The following is a 21,130-nucleotide window of genomic DNA, read 5'->3' on the forward strand; positions in this document are numbered from 1 at the left end:
GGGAGCATTACACCGATACTGCGGGTTTCACCGATCATGCCTTGCCCTGATATTACTGTTCCACTGCACACCGAGCCTCAGGCAGGTATGCCACCTATTTGTTGGAGCAGGCTTAATAGATCAGGTTGCCCGCGTTCTTCGGTAATTATTAATTTCTACAGTCATATCCATTTTCCTTTATGTATGGCGTTAAGTGTTCATTATTGCTTGTAAAAAACGCAGCCTTAAAACTCGTGACCTCTATCTTGTACTTCTCACCGCTTACGCTGTTCGGGTACATAATTTCCGTTTGCCAAACGGAGCCATTAGTCGTCGATTTCTTCGTTATCGCGAACATGGGCCCGCAGCAGGTTAAGCACGTTGGGCGCCTCAACGGCCTTGCTGAACAGGAAACCCTGTCCAAAATAAAAACCGGCGTCGCACAGCGTCTGGCGTTGCTGCTCTGTTTCAATCCCTTCGGCGATGATATCGATGGACAATTTCTGTCCCAAAATGCCCATGCTTTCGACGATGCCCAATATGGCCGGCTCGTCGTTCATCCGGCGGATAAAATCGCAATCCAGTTTAATGCAGTCCAGCGGGTAGTTCATGATATGCGTAAAGGCCGAATGCCCGGTGCCAAAGTCGTCGAGCGCAATCCTGATGCCCATTTCCTTGAGCATTTGCAAGGCCCGCAAAACATACTTCGAACCGTGTTTGTTGAACGCATGTTCGGTGACCTCCAGCTCGATGAGGTGGTGCGGGATGCGGAACATCAGCAATCGTTGCAGGAAGGTTTCGGCATAGTTGTCGCGTAAAAACTCGATAGGGGACGCGTTCAACGACACCGGCAAGACGTCTACCCCGGCATCGATCCAGCGCGAGATGTCGGTAAAGACTTTCATCTGCATGGCTTCGCTGATTTTTGTCGCCAGCTCATAGTCACTGAAGGCTTCACTGACGGTATCCGGCAACTGCATGCCGTTTACCGGACAATACCAGCGCAATAGCGCCTCAAAACCCACGATAGCGCCGTTGGCCAAATTGACCTTCGGTTGATAGCTGGGGCGGATGCGGTTATCACGCACAATCTGCCGTGCGTGGTTAAGCTGTGAGGCGCGCGCCTTTGCCTTCTCCATCATCTGCTGATTGAACATATAAACGCCGCCGCGGCCGCCGTCTTTAAGTTCATACAGCGCGGTATCGGCGCACTTCATCAGTTCCGATGGGTCGCGGGCGTCCTGAGGATAAACGGCGCAACCGATGCTCATGCCGCAATGCAGCGCCTTACCGCCGTGGGTGATCGGTGATTCGAGCTGCAATAGAAAGTTATTGGCGATTTTGAAGATTTCCTGCTCATCGTCCACGTCGCTGATAACCACCGCAAACTCATCGCCGCCGAGCCGGGAAACAAAAGAGTTAGGGTTCAGGTGCGCCGTGAGCCTTTTGGATAACACGCGCAACAGATGATCGCCTGCGGCATGCCCAAGGGTGTCGTTAACCAATTTAAAGTGGTCGAGATCCAACAGAATCAACCCGAGCAATTTATTGTTGCTCAGGGCGCGTTTCATTTCCTGTTTTAACTTTTTCTTGAATAACCGTCGGTTAGGCAGGCCGGTCAGTTCGTCATATTCACTGGCGATCAGCAAACGCTTCTCGGCTATTCTTTGCGAGGTCACATCGCGGGAAACGCACAATATATTTTGTATCCGGCCATTTTTATCGGTGACCGGGCTGAGGATATTATCCCAGTGCTGCATCTTGCCATTCGGTGCGCTGCTAAGGCCGGCAAATCTGGCATTGCGGCCATTCAACACTTTACGCAGCGCTTTTCTGCCGCGCTTGCGTATTTCTACCGGCAGCAGCCCCAGCCACGACATGCCAAACTGTTTTTGGTTTTCATCCAGGCCAAGAGCAATGCAGCCGGCTTTGTTCATGTGCAGCAACGAACCGTCATTATTGATGATCTTGATGCAGTCGACGCTGGCATCGAGCATGTTTTGCTGCGCAGCCAAGGTCGCGGCGAGGATATGTTTTTCCAGCACTTGCTCGTGGATATCCACGCAGGTAAGAGACCAGCGCGGCTCTTCAGGCTGGGGATCTTTGGCGGCGTTGAACGACAGCAAAAACCAGCGGAACTCACCGCTGCAATGGCGCAGACGGCTTTCATTCACGAACGAGGCAGCGGTAGCCATTGCCTGCTGCCAAAGGCTGTGCACCGGCGCATAGTCAGCCGGGTGCAGGGCTTTCAACCAGCCGCTATCCTCATTATCAAACGAGGCTCCACCGGTATATTCGCGCCACCCTTTATTAAAACGTCCGCCCAGGCTTTTACCCACGCCAATGAGATTCGGTAACCCGTCAAAAATTACATTAGCTATATCAATAGGATGAATGTCATCACTGTGATCAGGTAAAACGCTCATGTCTTGTTCCTTTATGAAAACCGCCTGAGATTCGCTCCAAAAGGAACTGTTTTAATAATATTCGTGCCTGCGGGAATATGCCAATGACCGGGCTTAACGCGGTAAAAAGCCGATGAAAGAATGGGATATAATGCCGGGTAAAACAGTAGGATTATTCTTGTAATAAGGAAGGTTGTTTTCTATGGATTAACGCTAATTCATAAAAAACGCCCCTGTCATGTGAAAGGGGCGTTTTGTTATTGCTAACCTTGAGCGTTACTTATCAAGCGCGTAAGCGATCACGTAGTCGCCTCGGTCCGGTGACTGGCGTGCGCCGCCGGCGGAGATAAGAATGTACTGCTTACCGGTGGTCGGTGAGACGTAGCTCATCGGGGTGCCGCCGCTGCCGACCGGCAGACGCGCTTTCCACACTTCTTTACCGGTGGATGAATCAAATGCCCGCAGGTAGTAATCCTGGGTGCCGGCGATAAACACTAGGCCGCCCTGGGTTGCCAGCGTACCGCCCAGCGTTGGCATGCCTACCGGCATTGGGGCGCGCATTTTAATGCCGAATGGCCCGGTATCCTGCACGCTACCGGCCGGGACTTGCCATACCACTTTCTGGGTTTTCAGATCGATAGCGGACAGGGTGCCGAACGGCGGTTTCTGGCATGGAATGCCCAGTGGCGACATAAAGCGGTTCTTGTTGACGCCGTAAGGGGTGCCTTTTAACGGCACTGCGCCCATACCGGCGTTAACCGATTCGCCGCCGTTGCTGGCCGGCGCATTGGCGTCGGTTTTTTGCGGGATCATCTGCACCCACAGGCCCAAACGCATATCGTTGGCGAAGATGTAGTGGTTGTTCGGATCGGTAGACAATCCCCCCCAGTTCATGCCGCCCAACGAGCCAGGGAAACTGAGTGACAGATCGGTGTCTGGCGCGGTGAACAGGCCATCATAACGCATCGATTTAAAGCTGATGCGGCACATCAACTGATCGAACGGTGTTGCGCCCCACATGTCGGATTCGGTTAACTTCTCTGCGCCAATCTGCGGCATGCCGACAGAGAAGGGTTGAGTCGCCGAATACTGCTCGCCCGGGATGTTGCGGGTTTTCACCGGCAGCTCTTTCACTTCGGTCAGTGGTTTGCCGGTGTGGCGATCCAGCACGAAGATCTGCCCGGTTTTACCGCCGAAGACCAGTGCAGGGCGGGTGGTGCCGTCCTTCATCGGGAAATCGATCAGGCTTGGTTGCATAGGGATATCAAAATCCCACAGATCGTTATGTACGGTCTGATAAACCCACTTTTCTTTGCCGGTTGTCGCATCGAGCGCCAGAATGGACGCGCCGTATTTGTGGTCCAGAGCGTTGCGGTTAGCCCCCCAGAGGTCCACGGAAGAGCTGCCCATCGGCATGAATACGGTGTTCATCGCCGGATCGTAGGACATCGGTGCCCAGGAGTTCGGCGTACTGCGCACAAAGGTCTGGCCCGGCTTCAACGCCGCATTCGGGTCTGGGTTGCCCGGATCGAACGCCCAACGCATTTCACCGGTGATCACGTTAAAGCCACGCAACACGCCGCCAGGCATGTCGGTTTGCACGTTATCAGCCACGCGGCCACCCACGACGATGGTGGTGCCCGCCATCGTAGGGGCGGAGGTCAACTGGTATTTCGGATCCGAGGCATCGCCCAGGCCGGCTTTCAGATCGACGATGCCGTTGTTGCCAAAGTGCTGGCAGAACTCGCCGTTATCGGCGTTGATCGCCACCAGGCGCGCATCGATGGTGTTCATCAGAATACGGCGTTGACAGCTGTCACCGGCCGCAAGCTGGACCGGCGCCGCAGGCGTTGAACCTGGGACCGTCGGCTGTGGCAGGGTTTTGGTGGCGTCGAAGTAAGCCAGGCCGCGGCAGCGGTTCCATACCTGCGACTGCGCGTTGATTTCACGCTTCCAGATCGCTTTCCCGCTATCGGCTTCGACGGCGATGACGTTGTTGTGCGGCGTACACAGGAAGATGCGGTTACCGATTTGCAACGGCGTTTGCTGGTCTTCTGCGCCGTTGCCTCCAGGGCTGATCGGCGTATCGCCGGTGTGGAAGGTCCAGGCGACTTTCAGATCTTTCACGTTGTCGCGGGTGATCTGATCAAGCGCCACGAACCGGCTGCCGCCTGGGGTATTGCCGTAGTTTTCCCAGTCTTTTTGCTGTTTGGCTTTATCGACCGGGATCAACGGCAATTGCTGGCCGCTGAAAGCGACGGTGGGGTGCGGCTGGAACATCTGCACGAAGGCGCCGACCATACCCACAGCCAACACGGCGGAGAGCAGATAAGAGAGTTTCGCCAGCGGCGATTTCCCTTCCGGTTTACGCAGTGCAGGCCAGCTAAGGAAGGCCAGAATCATCAGGCCGGTTGGCACCATCAGCCGCGAAATCAAGGGCCAGAAATCAAAACCGGCGTCGGCCACTGACCAAATCAGCGTGCCGATGAAAACCAGCAGGAACAGCGTGACTGCCGAGGATTTGCGACGGAAGAATTGGATGGCGGAAAGCAGGGTGACGATACCGGCAATCAGGAAGTAGGCGCTGCCGCCGAGCGAGACTAACTTTCCGCCGGCGATGGCGAAAAATAAGCCTACAACGGCAAGAATTACCCCTAATAAACAACACCATAATTTAAGCTTTATACCCGGCCGGGTATTTGAATCAGACATGTTCATGCAGTCTCCGAAAATAATGTGTCTTACTACCTGGTTTACCAAAGTGTAATCGCTGTGCCGCGCCCTGCACTGAGACGGGGAGCGTAACAAAAAATTAAACAGTGAATGTGACGGATTGTACCATTTGATTCGTTAGGCTGTTAAGGATATGTTGCTTTTAAGCTGGGTTATTAATAAAAATTCAGGGTTGGAACTCAACACGCTCCCCCTCAGCATCCCTTTAATTAATTACCTACCTAAACTACTTTGCCGTCCTGTCGCGGGATACACCTTAAAAATAGCCAGTGTGTAAAAAGTAGATTTCTTTAGTTTCATTAATTTCTTGAGAGTATTTTCCGTATATAACTAAGGGCTGGACGATTTATAGCCTTAGTTTTTGTTTAATCGAGGGGGTAGTGTGAGGTTTCCGACAATAGTTTTTATTGCCGTCATTTTTTGCTCACCAGCAGCTTTTGCTCGTGGGCTGCCATCCCAGATTCAGCCGATATCCTGGGTTTCCTGCAAAAGCAGCCCGTTTAATCAATGGTTCGGCGGGGAAGCGATCCCAGCACGGCTGCAATGCGGCTATGTGGAAGCGCCTTTATCCTATGACAGTGACAATACCCATGAAAAAGTCAGGTTGGCGGTAACGCGTTTACCTGCTACCGGGGAAAGGCTGGGCAGCGTGCTGTCGATTCCCGGCGGGCCAGGGCTGCCGGGGATACAGGTGCCTATCGAAACGGAAGAACTCAATGAAAGTTTCGATATTGTCGGTTATGACCCACGAGGCGTCGGGCAATCCAGGCCAAAAATTTCATGTTCCACTCAGCCGGATAACGATACCGACGATGCAGGCAATGCGGCTACTACCGCCGAGGCTGAAAAAGTGAGTAAGGCCTGGCTGGAAGGCTGTATTAACCGCACGACGCTCAACGTCCTGAAACACCTGGGTACGGATGAGGCGGTCAATGATGTGGACGTTATCAGAGCCGCTTTGGGTGAGAATAAACTGAATGCTATTGCTTTCTCGTACGGCACCCAGGTAGCGGCACTCTACGCAGAGCGCTTTCCGAAGAACATAAGGGCTCTGGTATTTGATGGGGTGATGGATATCTCGGACGATGCGTTCAGCAGTGATTACAAACAGGCATTGTCATTCCAGCGGTCATTCGAACGTTTTGCCGCTTATTGTGAGGAAGAGCAGCAGTGCCAATTAACGAAAACCGATGCCACGGCGATCTATCATTCATTGCTGGAAAAGGCAGATAATCGGGCGCTGACGGATGAAAACGGCGAGGAAATAGGCGCGAGCAATATCATTAGTGCGACGACAAAAACGCTTTATTCTTCAGAAGATTGGCCAAAGCTGGCTAAATTGCTGCGTTCAATCGATAGCGACAAGTTTGATTACTCGACGTTGGCCATTTTGGATAAAACAGCGGATCAGGCTACCGATGCAGAACAAAACATCCGACCCAGAGCGGTAAACACCCCCAAACCCCACTACCTGACAGACAGCAACTCTGACGTGAACGCCGTAAGCGCTGCTGACGAAGAGGCCGCTAATTTAACCTTGATCGGCTGCATCGATTCGGCCAATCCGGGGGGTGATCTTGAACAGAGCCGGCTCAAAGAACAGAAGTTAGTGGATGCATCCCCTTTCAGTAACTACCCGGTAAAAACGCAATCTCCGCGTAATGTCTGCGACCTCTGGCCATTTAAAGGAAAAATGCCGGCGCATACTCCCGCCGTTTCTGCCGAGTTGCCGCCATTGTTATTTGTTGCACAACGTTATGATCCTGCGACTCCTTATGAGGGAGCCAAACGGATGGCGACGTTTTTTAATGGCCCTTTGATTACGGTGAATGGCGACGGGCATACGATTGCGCTTTCTAACGTCAATCAATGCGTAGATGATGAAGTGATTGATTATTTTATTTCCCCTGAAAAAGTAAGGGCCAATAAAAAGTGTTAGTTCTAATGGATAATTAATAGACCGGTGAGCGCCAATATATTGTGTCTTCGATATTTCTGGCGCTTTTATCTTTGTATTTTCGGTTTCTTTAGTTACATAAGGTTAGAAATCCGAATTCATTACGTTAATATTCCCGCTCCACTATGCAGTGCTTCGATTGATTGGGCGTCATCGTTTTAATGCACTGCATAGTGGGCACTATTAAAGCCAAATGAATCAAACCAATAAATACCTTTCATGATAATGGTTACGCTGCGTAATTATCCCAACCAACACTCCTCGTGGGTCTCTTTGCCCTAAACCCTTCAAGCTTGTATTACTCTATCCGACGTTTTACTCCGGCATAAGAAACGCATCACGGCATCTGTTTGCTTTTTCATGACTCCGGTGCCTGCCGGCGGCAAACAGTCAATACCAATTGACGAAGCCAACGATGGGCGGGATCCACTTCGGAGCGCGGATGCCACATTTGCGAGACGGTAATGCCCTGGGTTTTTACCGGCAGTTCAAAAGCGAAAAGTGCGGCGACAACCCCGTTCCCGCTAACGATGGGTTGATTGATAAGAAAAGAGGCGGGCACCAGCGCCACCAGGTCAGACGCCTGAGCTACCGCCAGCGCGGCGGGAAAACTCGGCACCACGGCGGCGATGTTCCGCTCCAGCCCCAGCTCCGCCAGCGCCTGGTCCACTGGCCCGGCTATCCGCCCGCTACGCGAGGCGACAACGTGCCCGCAGGCAACATAGTGCTCAAGGGTCACGTCAGGCTGTAGCGCCAGCGGATGACCCTTTCTTGCCACCCCCACGAACCTGTCCCTGAATAGCGCCTGCAGGCGTATTTCCGGCCCCATGTCACCCAACACACCGATCTCGAGATCAACCAAACCTTCTCGCAAAGGCTTTGAACTTTTCTCGGGTTTTGGCGCAAAGCGCAGACGCACCAAAGGGGCCGCCGCCGCCGCTGCCGCGATAAGCGCAGGGCCAAAAGCCTCCACAAAGCCGTCGTTGGTACGCAGGATAAAGGTGCGTTCCAGCGTGGCCGGATCCAGCTCCGCTGAAGAAGGGCGGAGCACGGCGCGTGCCTCAAAAACGGTATTTTGCGTACGCTCGCGTATCTCTTCGGCATAAGGTGTCAGCACCATGTTGCGCCCGGCGCGCACCAGTAACGGATCGCCGGTTGCCGTGCGCAAGCGGCTGAGCGTGCGGCTCATGGCCGAGGCGCTTAACCCAAGACGCCGCGCTGCGCTAGCCACGCTGCCTTCGGCCAGTAACACGTCTAGGGCAATGAGTAGGTTGAGATCGGGTTCCGTCACGCTGTTTAGTCTCCTTGGCCAAAGAAAAAAGATAAGGCGTTGCATACAGGTTATAACTGCAAACGCTGCGTCTTCCGCCTTCTATTATGCTTGGTTATATTTACTGCATGACAAGATATCTCATGTTTGGAGGAAATAATTTATGCCAACCTGTTCTGCTCAAAAGACCGTTCTGCTGATTGGCGCATCCCGTGGGTTGGGACTTGCCATGACGGAGGAATATCTGGCGCGCGGTCATAAAGTGATCGCTACAGGACGCGACGGCTCCAAAGGTGCACTATACCAACTGGCGGAAAAATATCTTGGCTCGCTGGAGGTTGAGACCGTCGACATCACGGTGCCTGCACAGCTTGAGGAACTGCATGCGCGGCTCGGCGAGCGGCAAATTGATATGCTTTTCGTCAACGCCGGCGTCAAAAACGACGACAGAGAAACGATCGCGGACGTATCGACCGAAGAGTTCATCCGGGTCATGGTGACGAATGCGCTGAGCCCGATGCGGGCCATAGAGAGACTTCAGCAGAGGGTTGCTCCAGACGGGACGATAGGCGTGATGTCTTCGGGGCAAGGCAGCCTGACCAATAACACTCATGGGCAGTATGAAGTATACCGGGGCAGCAAGGCGGCGCTGAATATGTTTATGCGCAGTTTTGCCGCGCGTCACGGTGACGATCCCAGGACGCTGATGCTGATGGCGCCGGGGTGGGTACAAACCGATCTGGGCGGGGCGCAAGCCCGCTTAACCATCGAAGAAAGCATCCCGAATTTGGTCAACGTGATCGAAGAGTATGCCGGGCGCTCGGGGCTGCATTACCTCGATTACCTGGGCCGGGTTGTGCCTTGGTAAATGGGGGAGACTGCGCGTAAATCTGCGATAAAAAAGCCGATAGCAGAATGCTATCGGCTTTTAACGGCAAACCGGGTTTAAGCGGTCGGCAACTGCTGTGCAGTGGTTTCTACCAGCGCCAACAACACTTTAATGTCTTCCAGGCTGACGGTCGGGTTCAATAACGTCATTTTCAGGCAGGTGACACCATCAAACTCGGTAACGCCCACGTTGGCGCGGCCCGATTCCAGCAAGGCATCGCCAATCCGTTGGTTGAGCAAGGCGATCGCCGCGTCGCCGCTCGCCGCCAACTGTGGCGGGAGGTAACGGAACAGGACGCTGGCCAACTGTGGCTGCATAACCAGTTCCAGCGACGGTTGATCGCCGATGTAGTGCGCAACCTGCTGCGCCAGCGTAACGCCGTGATCGATGATCTCCGCGTACTGCTTTTGCCCCAGCGCTTCCAGACCCATCCACAGTTTCAACGCATCGAAACGGCGGGTGGTTTGCAGCGATTTGGACACCAGGTTCGGCACGCCTTGCGCTTCGTCGAACTCGGAGTTCAGGTAGGCCGCCTGATAGCGCATCAGCTCATAGTGACGGGCTTCTTTCAACAAGAAGGCGCCGCAACTGATGGTCTGGAAGAATTGCTTATGGAAGTCCAACGTAATGGAATCCACCAATTCAATGCCATCCAGATAATCGCGGTATTTCTCCGACAGCAACAATGCACCGCCCCAGGCTGCATCGACATGCACCCAGATCTGGTGTTTCGCCGCCAACTGCGCGATAGCGCGCAGGGGATCAATAGCGCCGGCATCCGTGGTGCCTGCGGTCGCTACAATCGCCAGGATCTGCTCGCCATTGGCTTCGGCCTGCGCCACTTTTTCGGCTAAATCGTTCAGGTCCATACGCGCGAACCGATCGGTTTTCACCAGCGTGACTGATTGATAACCCAGTCCCAGCAACGCCATGTTCTTTTGCACCGAGAAGTGGGCGTTTTCAGAACATAAGACTTTAATCTTTTTCAGGTTGCCGACCAGGCCATCCTGCTGGATAGAGTGCCCCTGGCGCGCAAAGAAGGCATCGCGCGCCAACATCAGGCCCATCAGGTTGCTCTGGGTACCGCCGCTGGTGAACACCCCGGCATCGCCAGGCTGGTAACCCACCTGGGTGCGCAACCATTCGATCAACTTCATCTCGATGATGGTGGCTGATGGGCTTTGATCCCAGGAGTCCATGCTTTGGTTGGTGGCGTTAATCAAGACCTCAGCGGCCTGGCTGACCACCAGGCTTGGGCAATGCAAATGCGCCACGCACTGCGGGTGGTGAACCGACAGGCTGTCTTTTAAAAAGTACTCAATCGCGCGTTCAATCGCGGCCTGGTTGCCCAGGCCCTGTGGATTGAAATCGAGCGTAATGCGTTCACGCAGTTCGGCAACGGTTTTCCCCTGATACATCTCAGGTTGTTGCAGCCACTGCACAACGGCCTGGCTACTTTGTGCAATCGCTTGCTGGTATGCCTCGGTGCTTTGCGCCGAGGCCGCCAGAATCGGGTTTAACTTGGACATCGCGGTCATTCACTCCACTCAGACGGGTTTGACGCCGGCCGCTAACAGGGCTTGTTCAAATTTATCCAGGAAAATACCCAACTCATCGTTGGTGATCAGCAGGGAAGGCAGCAGACGCAGTACGCAACCATTGCGGCCACCGCGTTCCAGAATCAGCCCGGCTTCAAAGCATTTTTTCTGCAGCAATGCGGATAATTGGCCATCGGCAGGGTAGCAACCCATATGATCTTGCGCTTCGCCAGGTTTGACGATCTCAATACCAATCATCAAGCCCAGACCACGCACGTGACCTATCACCGGATAACGTTTTTGCAGCTCGGCCAGTTTGGCTTTCAGCCATTCGCCCTGGGCGGCCACTTTTTCGGCAATCTGGTTGTCTTTAAGGTGCTGCAGGGTGGTCAGGCCGGTAGCCATCGCCAATTGGTTACCGCGGAAGGTACCGGTATGGTGGCCAGGCTCCCAGGCGTCAAACTGCTTCTTGATGGCCAATACGGCCAATGGCAAGCCGCCGCCTACCGCTTTAGACATTACGATGATGTCCGGCTCAATGCCCGCGTGCTCAAAGGCAAAGAATTTGCCCGTACGCGCAAAGCCAGCCTGAACTTCATCGATGATCAGCAAAATGCCGTGTTCCTGAGTGACTTTGCGAATGCGCTGCAACCACTCGGCCGGGGCCGGGTTAACGCCGCCTTCACCCTGAACGGCTTCCAGAATGACGGCCGCAGGTTTACGTACGCCGCTTTCGACGTCATTGATCAGGTTTTCGAAATAGTAGGTCAATGCCTTGACGCCAGCCTCGCCGCCAATGCCCAGCGGGCAGCGGTACAGGTGCGGGTAAGGCATAAACTGGACTTCCGGCATCATGCCGTTGATGGCTTCTTTCGGTGACAGGTTACCCGTTACCGCCAGCGCGCCATGGGTCATGCCATGATAGCCGCCGGAGAAGCTGATCACGCTGGAGCGGCCAGTGTGTTTTTTTGCCAGTTTCAGTGCGGCTTCAACGGCGTCTGCGCCGGAAGGACCGGTGAACTGCAAGCAATACTCTTTACCCTGGCCGGGTAACAAGGAGAGCAGGTATTCGGAGAAACGATCTTTCAACGGTGTTGTCAGATCGAGGGTATGTAACGGCAAGCCGCTGGTAATGACATCTTGGATGCTTTTCAGCATGTCAGGGTGGTTATGCCCAAGCGCCAAGGTTCCGGCGCCAGCCAGGCAGTCAAGATACTGATTATTCTCAACGTCTGTGATCCACACGCCTTCCGCCTTGGCAATGGCCAGTGGCAATTTGCGTGGATAACTCCTGACATTCGATTCAAATTCGGCCTGTCTCGCCAAATAGGTTTCATTGTTTCCGTTTAATGAATTCGCAACTAAAGTGTCAATACGGACTTTATCCGTCATCATATCTCTCCTACAACCGGGGGTATCAAAAAGCCCTGGTTGAATTGATTGAATTTAAAAGTAAACCCGGTAAAAAATCGCGTACAATATATGGCTTTTTAGCCTGGGACTCAATAGCTTATTTCCCCTTGATTTTATTGTGTTTTTTCTGTCTCAATCAATATGTTGCTGTTTTTGTGACCGTTCATGGCTCCCCCGAGGTCGCACCGGCCGGCTAAAATGTTTGCTGACAACATTTAGACACGTTTTTTGTGTGGCGATAGACTGGCCGTCGGGGGCTGGCTCGTCCGCCAGACCGCGCCAGTCGCGGCCTTAAGCGGAGGCGGAACTTAAATCAATAAACATCGAATAATTTCAGATGTATTTTATTATCATGGTGAGTATGTATTCAGATGAATACATGATTTTTATTTGAGGATCTTTGCAGGGGATTAACCCTGGTGCTATATTAAAAAGATTCGCAACCCCAATATTTCATCGACCATTCACATTTAAATTCATATTAATAAATATAAAGATCACGCTAATAGAGTTAAACGTAAAAACATTGGCTTTCAGAGTGACTTTTATTTTTCTGCCGCATGCCGCCACGGAATAATTACGCCTTTTATTTTCCTCGAAAAACAGGAGGCACCGTTGTTTATTGTTTTTATGTGAGGCTTCTATGAACTTAATTTATCGGGCGTTATTCTACGCCTTTGCCTTGATGCTGTCCTTTTTTAGCAGCACTGCGGTTATTGCCGGCCAGCTAATATTGAAAAACACCTCTTTATCGCCCATTACCTGCACGGTTGACGGCTGGACGGTTTCTTCAGGCAGCAGTTTCGATTGGTTCATTAAGGTGCAGCCGGGGCAGTCTTTCTTTGTTGGACAGAACACCAGCAGGCCGAAAGACCCTGTTATTAATTGGGCAAAATGCAATAACCTGCAAACCCGCGCGATGACCATAACGCCCAGTGGCCCCAATCAAACACTGGTGTTGAATGGGCAACAAACGCAAGTATTGAACGTCTCGCTTTATCCTTTTCTTCCTACGCTGCCCACGGATAACTTCGAAAATTTAGTCGCCTATGTTGTGCAGACTTATCAGTCGCAGCATCCGCAGGTGTTACTCAATGCAGTGCTGAATCCGCAGGTGAATATTTACAGTTTTACCGAGTTGCCGGTCCTGTTGGGTAATGATGGGTTTGACGTGATGGAACTTGATGTCCTTTATCTGGGGTTTCTGGCGGATAATCATCTGATCAATCCCGCCCAGATTACCGGTGAAGCGCCATGGGCCGTGGCGCTGGCGGGGGCGACTTACCAAGGCCAGTTATGGGCGATCCCCAGTTGGCTCTGCATGGACTTTTTCTACGCGTTCGATCAGGCGATTCAGCAGCAGAAAACCTTGTCGAAAATGCTGAATTATTTGAATACCCGAACGTCGTCAGTCGCCAAAATGGCAGGCAGCTTTAATGGCAGTTGGGCTATTCCTTCCGACTATATCAACGCTTATGTGCAGACCTATGGTTACGGTGCGTTGCAACAGGCGATGCAAATGCCGCCTGATAACGGCGTTGTCCATCAATTGGTTTCACTGTCTGATACCTGCAGCTTTAACGGGGTCAACAAGTGCACCAATAACACCTATCATAACGCCCCTAATGGCGGTGCCGAGCAGGTGTTCGCCTCCGGGCAGGCCAGCACCGACATGGGCTTTTCCGAACAGTCTTTCTACGTGAATCTCTATTCGTCAGCGCAAAAACCGCTGTATGTCGTGCCTACCCCTTGGGGAGAGCACCCCCAACCGCTGTTATTTGAAGATGCTTTCGTTACCAGCGCCGCGACCTGCAAGCCGGGTAGCCAATGTGCGACCAATGCACAAGCGTTCACCACGCTAATGACCGGCACTGCGATGAAAAATTATATCGTGCAGTCCAAAGATCTGCCCGTCGGTACGCCGTGGCGGACGTTGTTGGTGGCCACTCAGCAATTCTGGCAACAGTCGATCATTACCAATAACGGTTATTACCAACAGTTATCGTCGATATTTATGACGGCAAAGGCGTTTCCTAATAACTTTACCCCGCAAAGCCAGGTTGCTATGGCAAATGGCATTTGCAATGCCTTAAAACAGCAGCAGCCTAATTTTGTTTGTAAAAGCAATAATAGCACCAGCTTGTTAGCCCCATCTCACGGCAGTTCCATCATCAACCCAGGCAGCACTGATAGCAGGAGAGGTTTATGAGTATTGGACCCGTTTCCGGTAATGGCATCACCATCACCTTACCCGTAGGCAAAACGCTATTTTGGACCGCCAATGTCCAGGCATCGTATTCACAATATGTTCTGGTTCGCGACTCGACGAATCAGGTGGTTATTGAGAGCAAAGGTGCATCGACAGGCGGGCATTCGCCGACCCAAATTGGCCAGGGCTCGTTTGTTACCGCAGGCAGCGGGGTTTATACCGTTTTCATTGGCTATAACAATGGCCAGTCCTGGTCCCAGGTTATGTGGGATGAAATCGCGTTAAATATCGGCAGCCAGATTTACTCCAGTTGTTTCAATTTCATTAGTGAAGACGGCGCGGATCAGGATTTCAATGATACCTGCCTGACACTGACCTGGTTTAACAGCATTGGTTGAGGAGCAGAGAAATGGCAATTGGACCCGTAAATGGCAATGGTATTGCCATCAATATTCCCTCCGGAAAGATAGTTTTTTGGTCTGCTTTGGTTCAAAGCTCGGCCAACCAGTTTATTCAGCTGAAAGACAGCAGTTCAAACGTGGTCTTCACTACGCAGGGGGCCAGTTCCAGCGGCGGCACACCCACGCAGATAGGCGAGGGGTTCTTCCAGGCTGCGGATGCCTCCGGGAATTACACCATCTGGATCGGCACCAATAGCGGGCAACGTTATTCCCAGGTGATCTGGTCGCAGGATGTGATTACCAGCGGCGCAACGGTCTATTTTGGCAAATACATTTTTGCCAGCGAAGACTACACCGACAATGATTACAACGATTCATTGCTACAGCTGCAGTGGTTCCAGTTCGTGGGTTAACCCCCTGACCAAAAGGCCGATCGAGCCGAGCGGGACAAAGCCGCTTGGCTCGAAAAGATCCTCGCACCAATAACAAATCTGACGACACATTGATGGAGGTAGTTATGAAGGCACTAGCAGGTAAAAATCAAATGTCTTATGGCGGTAATGGTGGGTCTTTCAACTCCGTCCAGGATACCGGCGGCCAACAGGTGGTGATCAAGAGCGGCAGCAAAATCGATTCCATACAAATTGGCAATAACAAATATGGCGGTGGCGGCGGTGGCACGTCGGCCAGTTTCAAGCTTCCGCAAGATGGGAAATTTACTATTTTGCGCTTGTGCACCAATGATGATGTCGTCGGTTATATCAAACTGGTCTGCGATGGTGTGACCTATGAGGCGGGGCGCGTGACCGGGGATGGCGATTTGTCTTTCGGCACCGGATTGACCGTATCCTTCGCGGGCTTTGCATCCGGCTCCATGATCGACATGATCCTGTTCAACACTTATTACTGACCTGATTGTTGAAGGCTGCAGCGGATACTCATTGGCGCACGCGAGTGCACGATGGGCATCCGCCGCACAGTGTTTTTCGTGGTATGAGTTTGCGTTGTCGGCGCGACTGCGCGTGAGTCGGTCGTGGGCGCAGGACGACATTTTTGCAGCGATGGCCGCCGATTCTGGAACGCCGTCGTCAACCATCTCCGTGCGATATCTTGCAGGCTGAATCTCTCTACCGGCATGTCGGCAGGAAGAGCGGTCGTACGCACGAAATACCGATAGATAGGGCGTGCCATGGGAAACAAAAATAATCTTGATGTCAAGGTGCTCGAGAATCAGGCGGCCAACCTGAAAGTGAAAGCGAACTTGCTCGCTGCGTCGTCAGGCGAACCCGGATATTCCAATGCCCCGACTTATAGTGCCCTTGGCTATGAGGTTGATCCGCGCACAGGCACGCTGCAGGTTACCCTTTCGCCGCCGACTTTCTTTGGTCCCTTGGGCAGTAACATCACGCCTTCCATCGTTTACAGCCCGCAATCTATCGCCTCGGGGATCACGCTTCTTGGGCTTCCTTTGGGCTGGAGCTATTCATTCAGTTATATCGCCGCGAGCCAGGTATTCATTAATGGTTCATCCGCTTACTACATCGACGATATGTATGACTCGGGTTTGCGCTACTACAACCTGAAGGATCTTGTCTTCACCAACGATTCGGGGACGTTCCCTTACGATAACCAGCTAACGTACAGCAATACATTGCAATTTATCAGCGGCGAAACGCAGTATTTCGACGCTCACGGCAGATTGATTGGCATGGTGGACCGCTGGGGCAACCCTGCCATTTTTTATTACACGAAAGAGGGCGATGTCTATAGCAGCAAGCTGTCCAGCATCGTCGGGTTTGCCGGGCAGGCGATCACCTTCGCTTATAGCGGCGAGGGCATCGAGATCGCTTATCCCCAGGGAGGGAAAAACGATATCTCCTTTGCCTATCTGGTGGATAGCCAGAGCTATCTGGTGGGTTACGTCAATCCGCTTGGGCAAAAGTTCACCATCGCCAATCGGGGCGGGCTGGTCAGGAACGATTTGATTTCTCAGATCACTTATCCGAACAACGTCTCGGTCGTCTATGAATACTCCACGCTGCGTTATTATGTCGATGCGAACCGGTCGCAGTTTTATCGTATCGATTGCATCGCCGCGACAAGGCAGAGTTATGTCGATACCGCCGGACAAATCCAGACAAGGTCGGTTTCCTATTCCTATGACCCCAACGGCGATGCCCACGATTACACGGGTTATCCGACGTACGTCATGGGGAAATATCAAGATACCCTGCTGCAAAGCAATGACGACGATTACCGCTATGTAAGCCAGGTCGACGATGGCGTGCTCGTTGTGGAGCATCAATACAATCGGCTCCATCTCGAGCTCGTGACGAAGACCTTCACCAAGGATGCACCGCGCCGGCTTATCCGGCAGGTCACCAATACGTTCATCAGCGAAACCGACGGGAAATACTTTCCGCCGTACTACGAATTAAAACTGATACCGAATTATCAGACCCCCATCAAGGTCGTGACCGAGATCTACAACGACCCGGGGGAAACGCTAATCAGCGAGATAGAATCGGATTTCGACGACTACGGCGCGCCGACGGAAGTCCGCTCCTATAGCAGCAGAGTGGCGGGCGAGGCGCCCAAACTGCTCAATAAGGTGCAAACCCTTTACGATTATGCCGGCTATGGGCAGCTTGTCCGGCAGGATACTTACGACTGTACGGATGGGACTATCCTCAGAAGAATCGCCAATGACCTGACCGGCGACAAGAAGAATATCGCAACGAGCACAGACGGCTTTGTCGTCTCCGCCGATGGAAAAGACATATTTAGCCCGAACAAGAAGATCACTTATCGCTACAACGCCTCGGGCAAGGTTGTTTACGAGAAGTTGGAATGGGCCGATGGCGAAAGCCATGCGCTGGAGAGCACGGAGACCTCGACCCGTTACGCCCTGGCCGTTCCCATATTGACGGTCACCACCACCAATGCGCAAGGCATACCGAATACGACTGAAATCGATACGGTGACGGGGTGGATGATCAGCCAGGCTAATGCCCTGAATTATGGTTCCAGCTATACGTATGACAACATCGGCCGCCAACTGACCTCGACCGATCCCATGGGCGTGGTGACGGCGTGTATTTTCGACGACCCCGTCAACAAGGCCACGACCCGATATGCCAACGGATATGAAACCTACGCCTATAACAATGGGTTCACGGATTTGGTCAAAACCGCCGACAACGGCGGTAATGACAAGGCGGAGCGTACGCTCACCGCCAATGGGTACAACGACAAGGGCCAATTGATCTGGACCGAAGGCATCCTGGGCGCCGACTCCCGGATCCTGTACACCTATGACAGCAGAAACCAGTTGGTCACGGCGACGGATGCGCTCGGCAATGTCAACCGCTACGAATATGACACCGTGGATCAAACCAAGACGGAGTTCTTTAACGGCGTCAAGGTGAGCACGTTGAGCAAGCATGACAATGTGCTCGACGAAGTCACTTACTCCAGCCTGCTTTCTTCCGAGAGCCTGTCGGCGATGAGCCTCTCCAACAGCTATTCGAACATCATCAAGTCACTGACGGGGGAGCCATCGGCAGGCAAGGAATGGCTGGCGGCATCCTTCCAATACGATGTCAATAATCAGGTCAGTTCCTACAGCGCGACAGGCAGTGACGACATCGTGCAACGCCAGGATATTTCAAGAGATTTATTTACCAATGCGGTATTCACCGGCGTTGATGTCAGTGCACCGGAGACGAAAGCGTCCACCGCAGGCGGCGATACCTATTTTTACGATAATTTGAATCAGTTGCTCACCGACACCAATGCGCTCGGCCAGCAGTACACCTATGTCTATAACGAGATCGGCCTGGTATCCCGTTACACGGATTATGCGGGAACGGTATTCGCATGCGGCTACAACGCCAATAACCAGTTGGTATCGGTTGCATGGACTGACCAGGGGGCGCAGTGCAAGAAGCAATATACCTATGATCCCTTGACGTATAAGGTGCGGAGCATAGAAGAGTTCCGCCAGGGGGTGAGCAACGGGAGTATTGCGTATGGCTACAGTTTGGGCGGTGCGATTGAGTCGGTGACCTATCCCGACGGGAAAAAGATCCTTTATGAATATGACCTCGGCACGGGGCTGCTCAGCACATTCACCGATGCCATAGGGAAGGTCACGCAATATACGTACGACAATTATGGCCGGGTAACCCGGCAACAGATCGTCGGAGAGGAGTACAGCGTCCAGACCGACTATTACAGCAAAGAGGAGAGCGCCGCCAACAGCGGCAAGCTCAAGTCGATCCGGGTCAGCAACGGCATCTCGAGCAGTTTCTCCTATGATGGTTTCGGTTCTCTTGCGCAGGCGGTCATCATCGATACGTCCGAGGGGGCGACCCATCCTGTTTTGCTGGAGACGCAATATTCCTACGATCCGATCACCCGTAACCTGGTCACGCTGCAATCCAGCTCGGGCGCGTTTGCGCAAGATGCCAATCTGAATTATCTGGCGAACTACAGTTTCAACAGCCTCAACCAGCTCACGGAAGAGCGGAAACAAATCCTGGGCGGCGAGGTTGCCGTCACGGCGTACCGGTATGACGCGGCCTGCAACGTCATCCAGGAAGAACGCAGGGTCGGCGCGACAAGCCAGTCGACGACCTATACCTACGATCAGGACAACAAGTTATTGCGCATCGACGCCTCGTCCGGCGCAAGAAACTTCGCCTACGACGCCAATGGCAATTTGACCGGCGATGGGACGGGCGGCACATATCGCTACAATGCGCAAAACAGGTTGATTGGGTATAGCGATGTCGGCGGCAATCTGGTCGCCGAATACGATTACTACCCCGATGGGCTGCGGGCCAGTAAAAAGGTCAATGATGGCGCGGCGATACGGTTTTATTACGATTATTCCTCATCCCCCAATATCGTCAATGAGATACAGGGCGATAAAACCAGCCACTACCTGGCGCACGGAAGCAAGAGATACGTTCGCCTGGTCGACAGCGCAGGGATCACCGTCCCCGAATATTTCATCGCCTCCTTCAGGGACATCGTCGGCGTCCTCGATGCTTCCTGCGAGAGGGATGCCAGCTACGCTTACGAACCCTATGGGCAAGAAGAAGGTGCCAGTCAACGGCTTGCCGATATCAGCGTAAACCCATTCAGATATACCGCCGAATATACCGATCTCGAGTCTTCCCTGATCTATCTGAGGGCGCGTTACTACCATCCCGGCATCAAGCGCTTCATGAGCCGGGATACCACCGACCTTATCAACCGCTACAACTATGCGAATGGCAATCCCATTATGGGCAGCGATCCCAGCGGGGATTTGAGCATAGGATGGGTGATCGGTGCGGCTATCGCGGGCATCGCCGTAGGGCTTATCACGGGCGGCGCAGGCGCATTGGTCCTGGGTACGGGCATGGGCGCCTCGATCGCAGTCGGCGCGGTGGCGGGCGTGGCCGGTACGGCGGCCAGTAATGGCATCACGGAATGGGGTCTCCATGCGAGCGGCGAACCTGGATTGAGCGCCAAGGATTGGGGCGTCAGCCTGCTGGCGGGGGCAGTCTCCGGCGCAGTCGGAGCCGGCATCGGCGGCGCGGTCGGTCGTGGAGCGATGAGCACCGCGATGAATGCGGGCTGGTCGGCCGGGAGAGTCACGGCCGTCGGTGTCCTGTCGGCTTCAGTGTCCGGCGGTTTCTCCGGCTCGGTGGCATCCGCCGGCGTCACTGCCGGCTTCGAACATCAGGCATTCTTCAGCGCCGACGTGTGGGAAAACATCGGCATCAGCGCCGCGGTCGGCATGGGAGCCGGCGTGATGGCTTCGGGCGCGCATTTCGGTTTCGGGAAAGTCGGTGGCATCCGTACCACGCCTGTGGAGATGAGTGCCACGGAGTTCAGCGTCGTTACGGACACGACCACGCCCAATACCATTCTTGAGTTCAATCCCCGAGAAGCCAATCAATGGCAAGGTGGTAATCTGGGGGCGATGACCGCAGGGCAGGATACGGTGATCGTGCATGGGCACCCGCGATTCTCGTTCCCTGAGGATGTGCATGGCCGGTATCGGTATGCTTCCGCCAAGACCACGGCCCAGGCGATACAGAATAATATCGGGGGCGGCGGGGGCACCATCAGACTGATTTCTTGTTCCGCCGGGAAATGGATAGGCGTGGAAAACATGGCGCAAACCATAGCCAATACGCTCAATAGGCCGGTGGAGGCCTATACCGTTGCCATTAGCATTGCTGAGGTGGTCAATGGCACAGTGACGCCTGTCACTTATCAGCCTGTCTAGAAGCAGCGTTGAAATGGCCGTTTTTTAACTGAAAGCAAAAAAGGAGCGTG

General features: G+C 53.4%; 12 protein-coding genes. 7 read left to right on the forward strand and 5 right to left on the reverse strand.

The window, feature by feature from the left end; genetic code table 11:
• Positions 1-305: 305 nt before the first annotated feature.
• Positions 306-2,405 (reverse strand): bifunctional diguanylate cyclase/phosphodiesterase, encoded by a 2,100-nt coding sequence (locus SERAS12_RS12010; protein WP_013812907.1) that lies wholly within the window; start codon positions 2,403-2,405, stop codon positions 306-308.
• Between the two features lie 255 nt (positions 2,406-2,660).
• Positions 2,661-5,096 (reverse strand): glucose/quinate/shikimate family membrane-bound PQQ-dependent dehydrogenase, encoded by a 2,436-nt coding sequence (locus tag SERAS12_RS12015; RefSeq protein ID WP_041416579.1) that lies wholly within the window; start codon positions 5,094-5,096, stop codon positions 2,661-2,663.
• A gap of 403 nt (positions 5,097-5,499) precedes the next feature.
• Here SERAS12_RS12015 and SERAS12_RS12020 point away from each other — a divergent pair, with 403 nt between their 5' ends.
• Positions 5,500-7,056 carry an alpha/beta hydrolase gene (locus tag SERAS12_RS12020; RefSeq protein ID WP_013812909.1) on the forward strand — a complete coding sequence of 519 codons (1,557 nt, stop codon included), beginning with the start codon at positions 5,500-5,502 and terminating at the stop codon, positions 7,054-7,056.
• A 376-nt stretch (positions 7,057-7,432) separates the two neighbouring features.
• On the opposite strand, the gene SERAS12_RS12025 is transcribed toward SERAS12_RS12020, so the two are convergent.
• Positions 7,433-8,365 (reverse strand): LysR family transcriptional regulator, encoded by a 933-nt coding sequence (locus tag SERAS12_RS12025; protein WP_013812910.1) that lies wholly within the window; start codon positions 8,363-8,365, stop codon positions 7,433-7,435.
• 142 nt (positions 8,366-8,507) lie between these two features.
• Here SERAS12_RS12025 and SERAS12_RS12030 point away from each other — a divergent pair, with 142 nt between their 5' ends.
• Positions 8,508-9,212, forward strand: coding sequence for an SDR family NAD(P)-dependent oxidoreductase (locus tag SERAS12_RS12030; RefSeq protein WP_013812911.1), 705 nt, complete (start codon positions 8,508-8,510; stop codon positions 9,210-9,212).
• Positions 9,213-9,289: 77 nt separating this feature from the next.
• Here the strand turns inward: SERAS12_RS12030 and SERAS12_RS12035 are convergent, their stop codons facing one another.
• Positions 9,290-10,762: an aspartate aminotransferase family protein gene (locus SERAS12_RS12035; RefSeq protein ID WP_004944506.1), complete on the reverse strand. Its 1,473-nt coding sequence runs from the start codon at positions 10,760-10,762 to the stop codon at positions 9,290-9,292.
• A gap of 18 nt (positions 10,763-10,780) precedes the next feature.
• Positions 10,781-12,166 carry a diaminobutyrate--2-oxoglutarate transaminase gene (locus SERAS12_RS12040; RefSeq protein WP_174270191.1) on the reverse strand — a complete coding sequence of 462 codons (1,386 nt, stop codon included), beginning with the start codon at positions 12,164-12,166 and terminating at the stop codon, positions 10,781-10,783.
• A 661-nt stretch (positions 12,167-12,827) separates the two neighbouring features.
• Between SERAS12_RS12040 and SERAS12_RS12045 the strand changes: the two genes are divergently transcribed.
• From SERAS12_RS12045 to SERAS12_RS12065, 5 genes are all read left to right on the forward strand, one after another.
• On the forward strand, positions 12,828-14,393 hold the full coding sequence (locus SERAS12_RS12045) for a hypothetical protein (protein ID WP_013812914.1): 1,566 nt from the start codon (positions 12,828-12,830) through the stop codon (positions 14,391-14,393).
• Positions 14,390-14,791: a hypothetical protein gene (locus SERAS12_RS12050; protein WP_004944514.1), complete on the forward strand. Its 402-nt coding sequence runs from the start codon at positions 14,390-14,392 to the stop codon at positions 14,789-14,791. The genes SERAS12_RS12045 and SERAS12_RS12050 overlap by 4 nt, the downstream gene beginning before the upstream one ends.
• A gap of 11 nt (positions 14,792-14,802) precedes the next feature.
• On the forward strand, positions 14,803-15,207 hold the full coding sequence (locus tag SERAS12_RS12055; RefSeq protein ID WP_013812915.1) for a fucose-binding lectin II: 405 nt from the start codon (positions 14,803-14,805) through the stop codon (positions 15,205-15,207).
• A 104-nt stretch (positions 15,208-15,311) separates the two neighbouring features.
• On the forward strand, positions 15,312-15,704 hold the full coding sequence (locus tag SERAS12_RS12060) for a hypothetical protein (protein WP_013812916.1): 393 nt from the start codon (positions 15,312-15,314) through the stop codon (positions 15,702-15,704).
• 279 nt (positions 15,705-15,983) lie between these two features.
• Positions 15,984-21,080: an RHS repeat domain-containing protein gene (locus SERAS12_RS12065; RefSeq protein ID WP_013812917.1), complete on the forward strand. Its 5,097-nt coding sequence runs from the start codon at positions 15,984-15,986 to the stop codon at positions 21,078-21,080.
• Positions 21,081-21,130: the final 50 nt, after the last annotated feature.

The organism is Serratia sp. AS12 (genome assembly GCF_000214195.1).
GTDB lineage: Bacteria > Pseudomonadota > Gammaproteobacteria > Enterobacterales > Enterobacteriaceae > Serratia > Serratia plymuthica.

What these genes read in the sequence shown, in the direction of transcription:
- SERAS12_RS12010 (WP_013812907.1), bottom strand. Translation starts at nt 2,405, where the DNA reads ATGAGCGTTTTACCTGATCACAGTGATGACATTCATCCTATTGATATA.
- SERAS12_RS12015 (WP_041416579.1), bottom strand. Translation starts at nt 5,096, where the DNA reads ATGTCTGATTCAAATACCCGGCCGGGTATAAAGCTTAAATTATGGTGT.
- SERAS12_RS12030 (WP_013812911.1), top strand. Translation starts at nt 8,508, where the DNA reads ATGCCAACCTGTTCTGCTCAAAAGACCGTTCTGCTGATTGGCGCATCC.
- SERAS12_RS12035 (WP_004944506.1), bottom strand. Translation starts at nt 10,762, where the DNA reads ATGTCCAAGTTAAACCCGATTCTGGCGGCCTCGGCGCAAAGCACCGAG.
- SERAS12_RS12040 (WP_174270191.1), bottom strand. Translation starts at nt 12,166, where the DNA reads ATGATGACGGATAAAGTCCGTATTGACACTTTAGTTGCGAATTCATTA.
- SERAS12_RS12045 (WP_013812914.1), top strand. Translation starts at nt 12,828, where the DNA reads ATGAACTTAATTTATCGGGCGTTATTCTACGCCTTTGCCTTGATGCTG.
- SERAS12_RS12050 (WP_004944514.1), top strand. Translation starts at nt 14,390, where the DNA reads ATGAGTATTGGACCCGTTTCCGGTAATGGCATCACCATCACCTTACCC.
- SERAS12_RS12055 (WP_013812915.1), top strand. Translation starts at nt 14,803, where the DNA reads ATGGCAATTGGACCCGTAAATGGCAATGGTATTGCCATCAATATTCCC.
- SERAS12_RS12060 (WP_013812916.1), top strand. Translation starts at nt 15,312, where the DNA reads ATGAAGGCACTAGCAGGTAAAAATCAAATGTCTTATGGCGGTAATGGT.
- SERAS12_RS12065 (WP_013812917.1), top strand. Translation starts at nt 15,984, where the DNA reads ATGGGAAACAAAAATAATCTTGATGTCAAGGTGCTCGAGAATCAGGCG.